Source organism: Paenibacillus cellulosilyticus (assembly GCF_003182255.1).
Taxonomy (GTDB): domain Bacteria; phylum Bacillota; class Bacilli; order Paenibacillales; family Paenibacillaceae; genus Paenibacillus_T; species Paenibacillus_T cellulosilyticus.
This window is the reverse complement of sequence record NZ_QGTQ01000007.1, coordinates 206,014-221,729: the sequence shown is the minus strand read 5'-3', so window position 1 is coordinate 221,729 and position 15,716 is coordinate 206,014. Positions and strand designations below refer to the sequence as shown.

Here is a 15,716-nt window from a genome sequence, read left to right as displayed (position 1 = left end):
AATCTGTCGCATCTAATGGATTAACTGTTGCAACCAACGTTTCATCTGCTCCGCCTACGAACAGATCCAGCGTGGACTTGTCCACCGTTACACCTGTTGCAGGCGTCGTTACCGTTACGGTGCTCGTTGCCGTATAACCGCCATCCACTGTCGTAACTGTAATTGTCGCCGTGCCATCCCCGACTGCCGTTACAACACCGTCCGCTACAGTTGCGACACTCGTGTCACTCGAACTCCAAGTTACACCTTTATCCGTTGCATCCGATGGATTGACTGTCGCTACCAGCGTTTCCGTTGCCCCGCCTTTATACAGGTGAAGCGTCGGTTGATCCAGTGTCACGCCCGTTACCGGCTTCGTAACTGTGACTTCAGTGGTTGCCGTATAGCCGCCATCGACCGTTATTACGGTAATCGTCGCTGTACCCACGCCTATTGGCGTGACAACACCATTCACGACCGTTGCTACATTCGTATTATCCGAGCTCCATGTCACAGAAGGATCTGTCGCATCTAATGGATTAACTGTTGCAACCAACGTTTCATCTGCTCCGCCTACGAACAGATCCAGCGTGGACTTGTCCACCGTTACACCTGTTGCAGGCGTCGTTACCGTTACGGTGCTCGTTGCCGTGTAACCGCCATCCACTGTCGTAACTGTAATTGTCGCCGTGCCATCCCCGACTGCCGTTACAACACCGTCCGCTACAGTTGCGACACTCGTGTCACTCGAACTCCAAGTTACACCTTTATCCGTCGCATCCGATGGGCTCACCGTCTCGGTCAATGTGCCTGGTGCCCCGCCTTTATATAGGTGCAGCGTTGGCTGATCCAATATCACACCCGTTACCGGCTTCGTAACTGTGACTTCGGTGGTTGCCGTATAGCCGCCATCGACCGTTGTTACGGTAATCGTCGCTGTACCCACGCCTACTGGCGTGACAACACCATTCACGACCGTTGCTACATTCGTATCATCCGAGCTCCATGTCACAGAAGAATCTGTTGCATCTGATGGATTAACCGTCTCAGCCAGTGTTCCATCCGCTCCGCCCACCAACAGGTGAAGCGTGCTCTTATCCAGCGTTACGCCCGTTACCGGCGTCGTTACCGTTACGCTGCTCGTTGCTGTATAACCGCCATCCACTGTCGTGACCGTAATATGCGCTGTACCGTCACCCACTGCCGTAACGACACCATCGACTACTGTCGCTACATTCGTGTCATCCGAGCTCCATGTAACTGTCTTATCCGTTGCATCTGATGGATTGACTGTCGCTACCAACGTTTCCGTTGCCCCGCCTTTATACAGGTGAAGCGTCGGTTGATCCAGTGTCACGCCTGTTACTGGCTTTGTTACCGTTACAATGCTCGTTGCCGTATAGCCGCCATCCGTTGTCGTGACCGTAATCGTCGCTGTACCCACGCCTACTGGCGTGACGACACCATTCACGACCGTTGCTACATTCGTATCATCCGAGCCCCATGTCACAGAAGAATCTGTCGCATCTGATGGATTAACTGTTGCAACCAACGTTTCATCTGCTCCGCCTACGAACAGATCCAGCGTGGACTTGTCCACCGTTACACCTGTTACAGGCGTCGTTACCGTTACGGTGCTCGTTGCCGTGTAACTGCCATCCACTGTTGTAACTGTAATTGTCGCCGTGCCATCGCCAACTGGCGTTACCACACCGTTCGTTACGGTTGCAACATTGGTATCATCCGAATCCCAAATTACACTTTTATCCGTTGCATCCGATGGATTCACCGTCTCGGTTAGTGTACCTGCCGCTCCACCTTTGAACAGATGCAGCGTTGGTTGATCCAGCGTTACGCCCGTTACAGGCGTTGTAACCGTTACTGTGCTGGTTGCGGTATATCCGCCGTCAGCCGTTGTTACAGTAATCGTTGCCGTACCTACGCCTACTGGCGTTACGACACCGCCGACCACGGTTGCCACACTCGCATCATCCGTGCTCCATGTCACAGAAGAATCTGTCGCATCCGAAGGATTGACCGTCGCTACCAGCGTTCCATCTGCACCGCCTGTAAACAAATCCAGTGTCGAATGATCCAGCGTCACACCTGTTACTGGCGTCGTAACAGTGACTTCGCTAGTGGCTGTATAGCTGCCATCGACCGTTGTCACTGTAATCGTGGCTGTTCCATCCCCTACTGCTGTTACGACACCGTTTACGACGGTTGCTACATTCGTGTCATCCGAGCTCCACGTCAAACCCTGATCTGTCGCATCCGACGGATTGACAGTTGCCACCAGCGTACCTGTTGCTCCGCCCTTGAACAAATGCATCGTCGGCTGATCCAACATTACGCCGGTTACCGCCGTCTTCACCGTAACCTTACTTATTGCAGTAAATCCTCCGTCATCGGTTGTAACAACAATGTCCGTCGTGCCTGCGCCGACCGGCGTTATAACACCATTCGAAACCGTCGCTACACCGGGATTCATCGAAACCCACGTTACACCTTTATTCGTTGCGGTTGAAGGGTTAACGGCAGCAGTCAACGTGCCTGCAGCCCCGCCCTTAATCAGACTCAATGTCGTCTTGTCCAACGTCACACCCGTTACAGGCGTCGTTACGTTTACAGTACTCGTTGAAGTAAATCCGCCATCCGCTGTTGTTGCCGTAATATGGGCGGTACCATTACCTACTGCGGTAACAACACCGTTCACGACTGTCGCCACACTCGAATTATCCGAACTCCAGGTTACACTGCTATTCGTTGCACCTGCCGGACTTACTGTGGACGTAATCGTGCCTGTTGGGCCGCCAACCTTAAGATCCAATGTCGAAGGCGACACTGTTACGCTAGAAACACGCGTTACAACTGTAACCGTACACGCTGCCGTCTTCCCGCCATCGGCTGTTGTTACCGTTATTGTCGCTGTTCCTGGCCCTACCGGCGTTACGACGCCGTTCGCGACTGTCGCGACACTTGCATTACTCGACGTCCACGTCACGCTCTTGTTCGTGGCGTTCGCAGGGTTCAGCGTAGCGATCAACGTACCCGTCGAACCACCTGTCTCTAGGTTCAACGACGTATGATCCAGCGTCACACTCGCTACCGGGGTCGTAACCGTTACAGTAGCCGTTGCGGTCTGCGAGCCGTCGACCGTCGTAACCGTAATGTGAGCCGTCCCTGCGCTTACTGGCGTGACGACTCCGTTTGCGACCGTTGCGACGCCCGTATTATCCGAGCTCCACGTCACATTCTTGTTGGTTGCGTTTGATGGCGCGACTGTCGCCGTCAACGTACTCGTTGCTCCGCCTGTTGTTAAACTTAGTGCAGAGGTATTCAGGGTTACTCCTGTTACCGGAACAGCAGTATCCATCCCGAAGGTATACAGCTTGGAATCAACCCAGTTTAGGAAACCAAAGCCTTTATCATAGCCGTTGAAAGCCCAGCCGTAAGTATAAACGCTTCCTTCAACACCTGTTGGAGTCCAACTGCTGTTATTGTTATAAAACGTTCCATCATTATTGAACTGCTTCACATAGAGCTGTCCTGGGTAATCGGGTTCAATATTCTGATACACATTGTCAACGACTAGAAATCCGCCGTCGCCCAGCCCCAACACCCCTGGATTCTCTACTATAGAACCATCAGTCGCCGTGTAGGTCAGTCCGCTCGTAATTGCTGAACCAACCGTATTGCCGCTGCTATCAAAGATTTGGAGCTGATAGCCGGATAATGTATGAATGAGCAGCGCGTAATTGCCATTGGATAAAGCCGTGAGCGATTTTTCTCCGTTCCCATATGTATCCTCTGTTCCAAAATCAAACGTCTTAATTCTCGTGCCATCATTCTGGTATACAGCAACATGATATTGAGTCGCGTTGTAGGTATGATACACAACCATGAACGTGCCGTTAGAGCTAGCTGCGAGAACATGGGTGTAAGATGAATCCGTTGCGCCTGCTCCTTCAATCGATACCGGACTCGACAGGAACGCTTTTGTCGTCGGATTAAAAATCCGGTAATAGTACTCTGCACCTGTAACTTGGTACATAAAAGCAATGTTGCCATTCGATAATGGCTGAGCACTTATGTAACAATTGTAATTGGCCGTTGCGGTGCTAACGTCAGTGGCCGATTGTACCACATTGCCTTGTCCATCCACGATAATGAATTGAACAGAATAGCCTTTATTCTGATCACAGCCGGTCGGTTGCCCCGCCCACATGATTACCGTATTGCCATTTGCCATCGGGGCAGCATATACCTCTGAATAATTAGTTGCCCTCGTACCCATAATGGCACTCGTATTAAGCGGCAGCGAGAACACCTTGTTCCCGCTACTGTCAATAACAGAATAGCTGTGGCCAGCAGCCGTAGATCCCAATATACCGACCTTCCCACCTGGCAAACCAATAAACTGGCCGTAGGGCAAATTCGTCATATCGTAGCCAAGGCCCATCGTAGAGAGATCAATCTTCTTCGCTGTGCCGTAATCGACGTTAACCGCCGCCTGAGCGACACCGATATTGATAAAGCCGCCGAATATTACCTGACTGATCAGCATTGTAATGAATGCCAGTATGACGGTTACCCTTCTGAATCTAGCTCTCGCCCTCATATTTGTCCTCCTTTAATATATCGTGACCCCGACCCTTCCCCAACCAGATCGAAATCTAGTAAACGTTTGATCAATCTCGACAATTTTCTTCCAGATTATAATAGAATTCGACATGAATTACATCACTAATTTAGCAATTAAATCTGATTATTTTTAAAAAGATGCTGTTCACTCTGTTCCAAACAAAAAAAACAGCCCCAGCCTCGTAAAATCAAGGCCTGAGCTGTTCCAATATTCGGTATAAAACCGCCGATCTCGTTATCATTGAGCGTGCAAATCTTTTAAGGCAAAATGTGCTGCCTTACGATGGTAGCTGCCCTTCAAGGGCGGTACTTATCCGCTCACTTCTTCGTCACTTGGAAGTTATCTTCAATCAGCAGCCAGTTTTGCGGGAAGCTTAAGCCAAGCTTCCAATAGCTGATGCCGCGCAAGCCCAGCTCCTTGAGCAAATCAAACTTCGCCTGAATCGAGCGTGCGTCTTCGAACCAGACAACATGCTCCTTCCCGTTATTATCCCAATAGTTGAAATGAGGAGCCTGCGCCTCATAATCATATTGAATCGCAGCATTATGTCGGCGCGCAATATCGATCGCCTGCTGCGGACTAACCGCCTTGGCGTAAGCGCCTCCTGGTACAAAAGGAAGCGTCCAGTCGTAGCCATACAAATTTTGGCCCATCATGATCTTCGATCCCGGCATCTCGGTCAGCGCATACTCCAGCACCTTCCGTACCGGCCCGATTGGAGATACTGGCATTGCCGGACCACCGCTGTAGCCCCATTCGTACGTCATAATAACGACGAAGTCCACAATTTGGCCGTGCGTATGGTAATCATGCGCGGTGTACCATTCCCCTGCCTGCGTCGCACTCGTCTTCGGAGCGAGCGCTGTGGAGATGAGCAGCCCTTCATTATGAATCCGGGTCGCTGCTTTGCGCAGAAAACGGTTATAAGCATCACGATCCTGCGGACGAAGATGCTCGAGATCGAAGTGAATATCGCGGAATCCCCGCTCCTTCGCCGTCTGAATCACATTGTCCAGCAGCCGATTCTGCACCTGTTCATCATTCAGGATGACTTGCCCCAGCTCTGCACTGAACTGGCCGTTCTCTAAGTTGGTCACGACCATCATCAGCACTGCGCCATTCTGGCTCGCGATCTCCCTAAGCCCACCAAGCGGAGGCGGCTTCAGCGTCCCATCCCGATTAATCTGGAAGCTGAACGGAGCGAGATACGTAAGATGCGGCGCTGCTTCACGCGACGCATTCAGCAATGCAGGCGCAACACTATTGCCGCGAGGCTCTACATACGCATTAATCTCCGCCGCTCGTCTCGGTCTCGGTGGAATATACAGCCGCGTCCCCGGCGTTAAGCTGCCGCCGATCGAGATTTGGTTCACTTCCGCAAGCCGCTCCGCCGTCGTGCCGTGCGCCCGAGCAATGCTGGTCAGCGTATCGCCCGGCCGTACCCAATAATAGGACCCAACAATCGGAATGACTAATGTTTGTCCAACGACCAGTGTTTCAGACGGTGATATTTCATTCGCTTCCGCGATAGTTGCGACAGGAATTCCATACGTTTGCGATAGCTGATAGAGCGATTGGCCGGACTGTATCACATGAATTTGCATAACAGCCTCCCCACCTTATAATTACGACATCAAACTGGCATCATTTAATGCGTATTCCACAGCGGGGACGTTAGACCATTTTTATGCAGAAACGTGAATCCATCTAAAAGAAAAAGCCGTCCCTCTAGTCTCTAAAGGACGGCCTGCTCCATACATATACATTCTGCAACACACGTGCTCCTAAAGTGGATAATGGCACGCAACACGATGTCCCGTTCCGATCGATTGCAGCTGCGGCTCCTCCGTTCGGCACCGGTCTGTTGCGGCTGGGCAGCGCGTATGGAAGCGGCAGCCCGAGGGCGGCGATGCCGGAGATGGCATCTCCCCTTGGATCGGCGCATATTCGCGGCGGGCAGTCGGATCGGCAACCGGAATCGCGGATAGCAGCGCCTTCGTATAAGGATGGGCCGGATGGGCGAACAGCTCATCGGTTGGCGCTACCTCGACCAGCTTGCCTAAGTACATGACGCCAATTCGACTGGATATATGCCGCACGACAGTCAGGCCATGGGCGATGAACAGATACGTCAGTCCAAGCTGTTCCTGCAAATCCTGCATCAAGTTAATGACCTGCGACTGCACGGACACGTCCAACGCAGAGACCGCCTCATCCGCTACAATAAAATCAGGCCGAAGCACAATCGCCCTTGCGATGCCGATCCGCTGGCGCTGTCCACCGGAGAACTCATGCGGATACCGGTTATACCAGCTTGGGTTCAGACCAACAAGCTTCATAACCTCCTGCACCTTCTCGCGCTTGGCAGCTCCTTTGAGCGACTCGTGCACCCACAGCGGCTCGCCGATAATGTCTTCAATTGTCCATCTTGGATTAATCGAGCCATACGGATCCTGGAACACGATCTGCATCTCGCTGCGCACGTTTTTCCGTTCTTTCACATTCTGTTGAAGCAGATCCTTGCCCTTGAATAACACCTGGCCACCCGTTGCTCGGTCCAGCTGCAGCAGCACACGGCCAAGCGTCGACTTCCCACAGCCGGATTCTCCGACCAGTCCGAACGTCTCCCCTTTATAAATATCGAAGGAAACACCATCTACCGCACGCACATGCCGTTTGCTTAATTGCAGAAGCCCACTCTTTACCGGAAAATGCTTCTTCAGCCCCTGCACGGAAATTAGCGGCTCCACCTCCGCAAGCGAATCATAGTCCAATACCGCATCGCTCCTGCGGCCGCTCAGCTCCAGCGTTCGCTCGCGTTCGCGCTGCTCGGCGGCCAGCCGCAAGGGGTGATCATTCTGCTGCAGCTCACTTGCATGCCAGCAGGCAACTTCACGATCATCGATCGACTCCAGCGCAGGCTCCTCTGCGCGGCACCGTTCAGTCGCATACGGGCAGCGCGGATGGAAGCGGCAGCCCGAAGGCAGCGCGGTCAAGCTTGGAATCGCACCATCGATCGTATACAGCCGTGCGCTCCTGTCCTGCTCCAATGTAATGATCGAACGAAGCAGCCCCTGCGTATAAGGGTGATGCGGCTGCTCGAATAACGGCAGCGTCTTCGACTGCTCAACGATTTGTCCAGCGTACATGACGACAACTCGGTCCGCCATCTCAGCTGCAATACCGAGATCATGCGTAATGAGCAGAATCGACATGCCGAGCTCCTTCCGAAGCTCCTGCAGCAAATTCAAGATTTGCGCTTGAATCGTTACGTCCAGCGCCGTTGTTGGTTCATCGGCAATGAGCAGCTCCGGCCCGCAGGCCAGCGCAATTGCGATCATCGCACGCTGTCGCATGCCGCCCGACAGCTCATATGGATATTGATTGTAGCGCATCTCAGGTTCTGGAATGCCGACCCGGCGCAGCAGCTGGATCGCTTCCTCCTTCGCCTTCAGCTTGCTCACCTTCTGATGACGAAGAATGACCTCGCTAATCTGGAAGCCGATCGTGAAGACCGGGTCCAGCGCCGTCATCGGCTCTTGGAAGATCATCGCGATCTTCTTGCCGCGCAGTTGACTGATTTCTTTCTGCGACAAGCCGACCAAGCTGTTCCCATCCAGCGTAATATCGCCTTGCACGATTTTACCCTTGCTATAATCAATTAACCGCATAATAGACAACGAAGTAATCGTCTTGCCGCTGCCAGACTCCCCGACTAAGCAGACGACCTCACCTCGCCCCATTTGCAGGCTTACTTTGTTTATCGCATTAAGTGAACCGTTCGGCGTCTGAAAGTCGACCGACAGCTCGTTAATCTGTAGCAGCTGTTCCATATACGTGCCCCCTTGTTAGCGGCATTACTATTTTTTGGGATCAAGCCGGTCGCGCAGCTCATCCCCGAGCAGGTTGAAGGCAACGACCAGCAGTGTGATAAACAAGCCCGGGAATGCTGCAATCCACCAAGCAACCGTCATATAGCTCCGGCCTTCGGACAGCAGGTAGCCCCAGTCTGGAATCTCTTTAATGACACCAAGACCTAAGAAGCTCAGTCCTGTTCCGGCCAGAATCGATGTCCCGACGCCAATTGTCGTCATGACGAGAAGGGGTGACCAGCAGCCCGGCAGAATATGCCGCAGCATAATTTGCAGATGTGACGTCCCGATCGCTTTCGCCGCATCCACATACATCCGGCTTCGGAGGCTGATGACCGTGCTTCGGATGACACGCGCCTTCGATGGAATCGTCGAAATGCTGATGGCAAGAATGACATTGAAGAACGTCGGGCCGATCGCTACCGCGATCACAATCGCAAGCAGCGTGCCCGGGATCGTCATCAGAATGTCCGTCAGCCGCATCAGCAGCGTATCCACGATCCCGCCGAAATACCCCGCAACAAGACCTAGCAGCAGCCCTGCGATTCCCCCGATCAATACCGACACAACGCCAAGCAGCAGCGACTGCCGGCTGCCATAGACGAGCACCGTCCACAGATCGCGGCCAAAATGGTCCGTCCCGAGCCAATGCTGCAGACTCGGAGACTGCAGCAGCTCGGAAGCATTCATCGCCGTCGGCGAGTAGTGCGTCAGCAGCTGCGGAGTAATGGCGCTAACGAGCAGAAACAACAGATAAACGAGCGAGGCTGTAATATACAGCTGAGGAAACGTCACCTTGCGCAGCCTCAGCTTTCTTCTCTTCCGCTGAGCCGCAAGCGGCAGCGCTGCATCTGACGAGATTGAATTACTCACAATAGACAAAATCTCACCTCCAGTTGCTCTGTCCATCACGCGGACTGCTGCCTGACGCGAGGATCAACGAACGAATACGAAATATCTACAAGAAGGTTGACGACGATATTGAAGACGGCGCAGATCAGTATCGAAGCCTGAATGACCGGAATATCCTTCTGGCCGATCGCGTCTACGACCATTTTGCCAATCCCCTGCCTAGCGAACACCGTCTCTGTCACAACTGCACCCTCCAGCATGCCGACGAAGATTACACCGATGATCGTCAGCGACGGCAGCAGCGCGTTGCGCAGCACATGCAGGTACAGCACCTTGCGCTCAGTCACCCCTTTGGCCCGCAGCGTTGTGACGAACGGATCCTCGATGACCTCAAGAATGCTGTTGCGCACCATCCGTGCAAGGATACCGGCCCCCGTTACGCCAAGCGCAAAAGCCGGTAGTATAACCTGTTTGAAGCTGCCATTGCCGATCGCAGGAAGCAGATGCAGATGCACGGAGAAGATCAGAATAAGCAGAATGCCGAGCCAGAACTTCGGCATCGATACGCCGAACAGACTGACGATGCGAATCACATAATCCACCAAGCGATTGCGATATACCGCCGACAATATGCCAAGCGTAATGCCCGTAATGATGGCAAATATCGTACTCACGACCGCCAGCTCCGCCGTCGATGGAAGCTGGGACAGCAGCCGATCCATGACCGGCTGCTGATTCGCGAAGGAATGACCGAAGTCGCCCCTCATGCTATCCCATAAGTAAGTGAAATATTGGACCCACAACGGCCGGTTCAACCCGAGCTGCTCCTGCAGGTATTGAATCCGATCCTCAGCATGATCATCCCCCGCCAGCATGCGGGCCGGATCACCAGGCAGCCAATGAATAATGAGGAAAACGAGCGTCAATGAGCCGAGAATGACAGGCACCGCTAGAATGAGTCGGTTGATGATATATTTCACCATGAGGAACGCTTCCTTTCCGCTGCCTGGTTATTGCTTGATCCAAGCATCATAGAATACAGGCCATGCCGGGGAATCAAACGTAATATCGTGAACCTTCTTCGAGGAAGCGACTGTATAGTCGAGAACATACGTCGGGATCGAATACACATTCTCGATGATGTACTCTTGAATCTTCTTATACAGCTCTTGGCGTTTGCTCGAATCCAGCTCCGCGTTCGCCTGCTCCAGCAGATCTTCAAGTGCAGGGTCAGACGTTCTCGCGACGTTGTTCACACCGGATGGTCCTTTCGTCGAATACATTTGACGCAAAATACTCGGGTCGCCGTAGAACTGGCTGCTTCCCGCAAAATCATACTCGCCCTTGAGCGAACGCTCGGACACCGTGCCTGCCGGCAGCGTCAACAGCTTCAGCTCGATGCCAACCTGCTTGAGCTGCTGCGTGACGACCGCGAGCAGATCCAGACGTTTCTCGCGATTGCCTTGTGCATCGAGAAATTCCATCGACAGGCGCTTGCCATCCTTCACGCGAATGCCGTCATCGCCTTTCACCCAGCCAAGCTCGTCGAGCGTCTTGTTCGCGAAGTCCGGATCATACTTCCACGTATTCTCCACCGTGGATGTGTAATAGAGAGAATGCGGGCTGAGCGGCGACCATGCTTGCTTCGCTGTACCGAGGTAGACCGTCTTGATAGCGGAATCCAGATCGATAGCGGCACGAACCGCTTTGCGGACGTTAATGTCGTTCCAAGGCTCTTTGTTCTGATTGAAGTAGTAAGAATAGTTATGCTGCAGCAGCTCTGTCTCTTGCACGTTGAAGCCCGAGTCCGCACGCAGCGCCAGCAGGTTCTGCGGCGGAATAATGTCCGCTACATCCGCTTGGCCGCTCTGCAGTACGCTTAGTCTTGTTGCATCTTCCGCAACGTATTTGATCGTCAGCTTCTCCAGATATGCTGGACCTTGGTGCTTCGAGCCCGAAGGTGCCCAGTTGTAATCTTCATTGCGAACGAGATCAAGCTCTGTGCCTGGTACGACCTTGCCCAGCTTGAATGGGCCGGTACCAACTGGATTCTGCGGGAAGGTCTCGCCGTATTTCTTGACCGCGGCCGGCGATACGATGCCAAGGTCGACCTTCGCCACGTTGCTCAGGAACGGAGCAAACGTCGATGAGAAGTTGACTTTGACCGTATACTCGTCGATGACGTCCGTCGATACGTAAGGGCCAAGCGCATTTTTGCCCAGATAGGATTGTGTTGCAGGATCAACAGCGCGGTCGAAGTTGAACTTCACCGCTTCCGCGTTGAACGGCGTGCCATCATGGAACTTCACGTCCTGGCGAAGCTTGAACGTGTAGCTCTTCTTGTCGTCTGACAGCGACCACGACTCTGCCAGCCATGGACCGAAGGTATGATCCGGCAGCTCGACGACGAGGCTGTCATAGATCGAGCGCATAACGCGCGTCGATGGCGCGAAGCCGGTACGGTGCGCATCAAGAATGTCGTTCGTGACGACGCCCGCCAATGCCCAGACGAGCTCGCCGCCTGCTGTTGGCGTACCCGCATCCGCACTGTTCGTATCCGCGCTGGAGCCGGAGGAGCTTGAGGAATTGCCGCAGCCTGCCAGCACCAACATGATGGCAATTAGAATGAGAATTACAGATTGATAAGAGCGCTTAGATAACTTCATAAGGTGAACCTGCCTTTCCATGTCAGGAAATTATTTAATATACATAGGTTTACTTGGTATTAAGACAATAAAAATCGGCTTGCATCGGCTCCGTAATCAGTTCGTTACGCGTTGCTTGCTGTAGCGGTTGATCGGGAACTGCAGCCCCAAGTTACCGCGAAGCGTATCATGCTCGTACTCGGTGCGGAACAGACCGCGCTCTTGCAGAATCGGTACAACCAGCTCCGTGAATTCTTTCAGCCCGCCAGGTACGGCCTCGGAGATAATAAAGCCATCAGATGCTTCCGTCTCGAATGCTTCTTGGATGCGATCCGCAACAAGCTCCGGCGTGCCGACGAACAGCCCTTTGGGCGTTGCCAGACGAAGCGCCACTTCGCGAAGTGTCAGATTCTCTTCCCGCGCCAGCTGCTTGATCCGTTCCGATCCGCCCTGCTGGCTGTTCACACCAAGCTCGCCGAGATCCGGGAATGGAGCGTCAAGGTCATGCTGCGAGAAATCATAATCATCGAATGGACGGCCAAGTGCGACGATTGCTTTCTCGATGCTGACGAGATCCGCCTTTTGCTTATATTTGCGATCGGCTTCTTCCTGTGTACGTCCAACGATTGGACCGATGCCCGGAAGAACCGATATTTGATCGACTGAACGGCCGAACTGGACTGCCCGCCGCTTGATGTCTTGGTAGAACAAACGCGCTTCCTCGAACGAGCTGAAGCCAGTAAAGATCGCTTCTGCATTGCGGGCCGCATAATTACGTCCATCCTCCGAGTTGCCTGCTTGGAAAATAACCGGCTGCCCTTGCTTGGAACGAGCGATGTTCAGCGGTCCTTTCACCGAGAAGAACTCGCCTTTATGGTTCAGCTCATGCAGCTTGCTCGGATCGAAGAATTGACCTGTTTCTTTGTTCCGGGTGAATGCATCATCCTCCCACGAATCCCACAGTCCTTTGACAACGTCGATGTGCTCCTGTGCGAGCCGATAGCGGGTGGCATGGTCGGGGTGAGATTCCCGCGAGTAGTTATCGGCTGTGCCTGACAGCCAGGATGTGACGACATTCCAGCCTGCCCGGCCGCCGCTAATTTGATCAAGTGACGCCAATTGTCTCGCCAGCGTGAATGGTTCATTGTAGCTGACGGTTGCCGTTGCAACGAGCCCGATATGGGATGTCACAGCAGCCAGCGCCGACAAAATGGTGAATGGCTCGAAGCGATTGAGATAATGCGGGCTGGAGTTCGCGTGAATGAATAAGCTGTCTGCGATGAACGCGAAGTCGAGCTTGCCCGCTTCCGCAATTTGAGCCTGCTGCTTATAGAAGCCGAGGTTAACACTTGCATCGGTCAGCGCATCCGGGTGCCGCCAATCCTCCCAGCCTCCGCCTACACCATGAATCATCGCGCCTAATTTCAATTTCCGATTTGCCGCCATTTTCGATTTCCTCCCTATCCGAATCTCTATTTGACTAGCCCTGACGAGTAACGGAAGAAGACTGTCCCAGCAGCCAATAAAACATGACCTCTCGAAACAGCCCTTCCACACCAACTTGTTATAAAAAATCAACCGTTGCTTTCGCCTTGTATTCCCCGCTTTTGAACTCGCATTTAAGCCAGCAGCAGCGCGTCGACTCGGTTCAAATCGCCGTCCGTTACCGCTTCATATACTTCACCGTTACCGATTTCCACAACGGGCACATGACGAATGCCGTACTTCACTTCGAGAATGTCGCGCAGATGATCCTTGCCCGTCACATCGATGTTGTCATATTCATAGCCTTTGCTTTGAAAATAAGCTTTCGTTTCCTGGCAAGCATTGCAGCCCTCACGGCTCCATAGCACAAGCTTCACTTGGTTCGACATCTCGATAACGCTCCTTCTTCTTATGAGGTTAATTATTAGGAACGAACGGCCGGTGACAGCCATTCGGCGAATACTTCTTCGGTATGCTCGCCCTTACGTGGCGGCAGGCTGCGGATGGCGAACTGCACACCCGACATCTTGACCGGGAACGCCACCGTCTTCGTTACCGCGCCGTTAGGCAGCGGCAGTTCTTCAATGAGCCCCATTGCTTCTACACCCGGGTCGTTCAAAATATCTTCGTACGTATTAATCGGCGCGAACGGCACGCCTCTGCGTTCGAACTCTGCCAGCCAGTAAGCGGCTGGCTGCTGCTCGAAGCTAGGCTGCAGCAGCTTCACCAGCTCCTTCTGATTGCGTGCGCGCAGCGTCTGCGTCACGAATCGCGGATCCTGCGCCAGCTCCGGCTGCCCAACAGCTTCAGCAACCTCCTGCCACAGCTTATCGTTGCCGGCTGCGATGACGAACGGCTTATCGCTGCCGCGAAAGCCTTGATACGGCGCGTTCCGCGGATGCGCGGTGCCAAGCCGCTTCGGCGCCGTCAGATTGCCGTAGTACTCGCTCGTCTGCAAGGCCGATATACCGAGCACGCTTCCGAGCATCGAGCAATCGATATACGACCCTTCGCCCGTCTCCCGTGCCTTAAGGGTAGCGGCTGTAATGCTGTAAGCTGCGTACAGTCCGGCGGTGAAGTCCGCGACAGGCACGCCGCATTTGACCGCCTCTCCTTCTTCCTCACCTGTCACGCTCATCAAGCCGCTAATGGCTTGAATCGTAACATCGAATGCGCCTCGCTGCGCATAAGGGCCTTCCTGCCCGTAGCCCGAGATTGAGCAATACACAAGCTTGGGATTGACTGCCGCCAACGCTTCATAGCCAAGGCCGAACTTGCGAAGCACGCCCGGACGGTAGTTCTCGATGATGACGTCCGCAGCGCTGCACAGCTCCTTCAGCCGCTCCAGCTGCTCCGGCGATTTGAAATCGATCGCAATGCTTCGCTTGTTCCGATTCAGCGAGGCGAAGTTCGAGCTGTACGCTTCTCCCTCTTCTCCGCTGAAGAACGGCGGCCACTGACGCATGCCATCGCCGCTGTCCGGACGCTCCACCTTTACGATATCCGCTCCGAGATCCGCCAGCAGCGAACCGGTGAACGGTCCTGCGGCAATTTGTCCGAATTCAATAACTTTGAGTCCTGCGAGTGGTCCTGTTGTCTGTATTCCTGTCATTCTGCCTGTTCCTCTCTCGTGGCGTACAATGGCTGTTCATTGCGATGCTTCGTCACTATTTGGCGCGTGCTGCTCGACTCCGGATCGTAGAGAAACCGCTCCTGCTTGCCGATATCCGTACCATAGATATGAACCGTTATAGCTGGCGCCGCGAATGGATTCGACACACCATGAATGTCGTGGTCCGGCGGATATACGAAGGAGATCTCACCCTTCGACGGCTGAACCTTGTTCACTTCCTCAAGGAAGTCATTGCCGCTCGCATCTGCCTGTTTCAGCCTGCGATAGCGCGTCTCCTCAATTTGCCCTTCATAGATACCGACAAGGCCCCAAGTCAGATGATCATGAATCGGCGCCGTCTGACCGGCTCCCCATACGAATGCAACGATCGAGAACGCATCATCCTCTGGCCTATACAGCAAATACTGTGCGTATTTGTCCGGCAGCGGCTGACGATACTCCGCCGGTACGAGTCGTTCATCCTTCAGCAGCTCCTGAAAGTACGGGCGCACACCATCGATCGTCTCCCGCAGCGTTCCTTGCTGTGCAAGTACATCACGAACCTGCTGCTCGAACTGCGCGAATGTATCTTGAACCGTCAACTGGGTCATTGTAATCTCCTCCGT

10 protein-coding genes are annotated in these 15,716 nt (G+C 53.6%); all 10 read right to left on the bottom strand.

The features are described 5' to 3' along the window. Positions 1–4,600: beta strand repeat-containing protein (locus DFQ01_RS31080; protein WP_110044193.1), on the bottom strand; the 4,600-nt coding region annotated here is incomplete at its 3' end. A 341-nt stretch (positions 4,601–4,941) separates the two neighbouring features. After that, positions 4,942–6,228 carry a LysM peptidoglycan-binding domain-containing protein gene (locus tag DFQ01_RS12370; RefSeq protein WP_110044192.1) on the bottom strand — a complete coding sequence of 429 codons (1,287 nt, stop codon included), beginning with the start codon at positions 6,226–6,228 and terminating at the stop codon, positions 4,942–4,944. A 180-nt stretch (positions 6,229–6,408) separates the two neighbouring features. Further along, the gene (locus tag DFQ01_RS31905) at positions 6,409–8,457 is read right to left on the bottom strand and encodes an ABC transporter ATP-binding protein (protein ID WP_110044191.1); all 2,049 of its coding nucleotides are present in this window, start codon (positions 8,455–8,457) and stop codon (positions 6,409–6,411) included. Positions 8,458–8,484: 27 nt separating this feature from the next. Further along, positions 8,485–9,369, bottom strand: coding sequence for an ABC transporter permease (locus DFQ01_RS12360; RefSeq protein ID WP_245946654.1), 885 nt, complete (start codon positions 9,367–9,369; stop codon positions 8,485–8,487). Positions 9,370–9,404: 35 nt separating this feature from the next. Next, positions 9,405–10,331, bottom strand: coding sequence for an ABC transporter permease (locus DFQ01_RS12355; protein ID WP_110044189.1), 927 nt, complete (start codon positions 10,329–10,331; stop codon positions 9,405–9,407). A gap of 27 nt (positions 10,332–10,358) precedes the next feature. Next, positions 10,359–12,014: an ABC transporter substrate-binding protein gene (locus DFQ01_RS12350; RefSeq protein ID WP_174812495.1), complete on the bottom strand. Its 1,656-nt coding sequence runs from the start codon at positions 12,012–12,014 to the stop codon at positions 10,359–10,361. A gap of 96 nt (positions 12,015–12,110) precedes the next feature. Further along, complete coding sequence (locus DFQ01_RS12345) at positions 12,111–13,439, bottom strand: LLM class flavin-dependent oxidoreductase (protein WP_110044187.1); 1,329 nt, start codon at positions 13,437–13,439, stop codon at positions 12,111–12,113. 173 nt (positions 13,440–13,612) lie between these two features. Continuing rightward, a complete protein-coding gene (locus DFQ01_RS12340; RefSeq protein WP_110044186.1) occupies positions 13,613–13,867 on the bottom strand; it encodes a glutaredoxin family protein in 255 nt (84 codons plus the stop codon). Between the two features lie 35 nt (positions 13,868–13,902). Continuing rightward, complete coding sequence (locus DFQ01_RS12335) at positions 13,903–15,090, bottom strand: CaiB/BaiF CoA transferase family protein (protein ID WP_110044185.1); 1,188 nt, start codon at positions 15,088–15,090, stop codon at positions 13,903–13,905. After that, positions 15,087–15,701: a cysteine dioxygenase family protein gene (locus DFQ01_RS12330; protein ID WP_110044184.1), complete on the bottom strand. Its 615-nt coding sequence runs from the start codon at positions 15,699–15,701 to the stop codon at positions 15,087–15,089. Before DFQ01_RS12330 ends, DFQ01_RS12335 begins: the two co-directional genes overlap by 4 nt. Positions 15,702–15,716 lie beyond the last annotated feature (15 nt).

What these genes read in the sequence shown, in the direction of transcription:
- DFQ01_RS12370 (WP_110044192.1), bottom strand. Translation starts at nt 6,228, where the DNA reads ATGCAAATTCATGTGATACAGTCCGGCCAATCGCTCTATCAGCTATCG.
- DFQ01_RS31905 (WP_110044191.1), bottom strand. Translation starts at nt 8,457, where the DNA reads ATGGAACAGCTGCTACAGATTAACGAGCTGTCGGTCGACTTTCAGACG.
- DFQ01_RS12355 (WP_110044189.1), bottom strand. Translation starts at nt 10,331, where the DNA reads ATGGTGAAATATATCATCAACCGACTCATTCTAGCGGTGCCTGTCATT.
- DFQ01_RS12350 (WP_174812495.1), bottom strand. Translation starts at nt 12,014, where the DNA reads ATGAAGTTATCTAAGCGCTCTTATCAATCTGTAATTCTCATTCTAATT.
- DFQ01_RS12345 (WP_110044187.1), bottom strand. Translation starts at nt 13,439, where the DNA reads ATGGCGGCAAATCGGAAATTGAAATTAGGCGCGATGATTCATGGTGTA.
- DFQ01_RS12340 (WP_110044186.1), bottom strand. Translation starts at nt 13,867, where the DNA reads ATGTCGAACCAAGTGAAGCTTGTGCTATGGAGCCGTGAGGGCTGCAAT.
- DFQ01_RS12335 (WP_110044185.1), bottom strand. Translation starts at nt 15,090, where the DNA reads ATGACAGGAATACAGACAACAGGACCACTCGCAGGACTCAAAGTTATT.
- DFQ01_RS12330 (WP_110044184.1), bottom strand. Translation starts at nt 15,701, where the DNA reads ATGACCCAGTTGACGGTTCAAGATACATTCGCGCAGTTCGAGCAGCAG.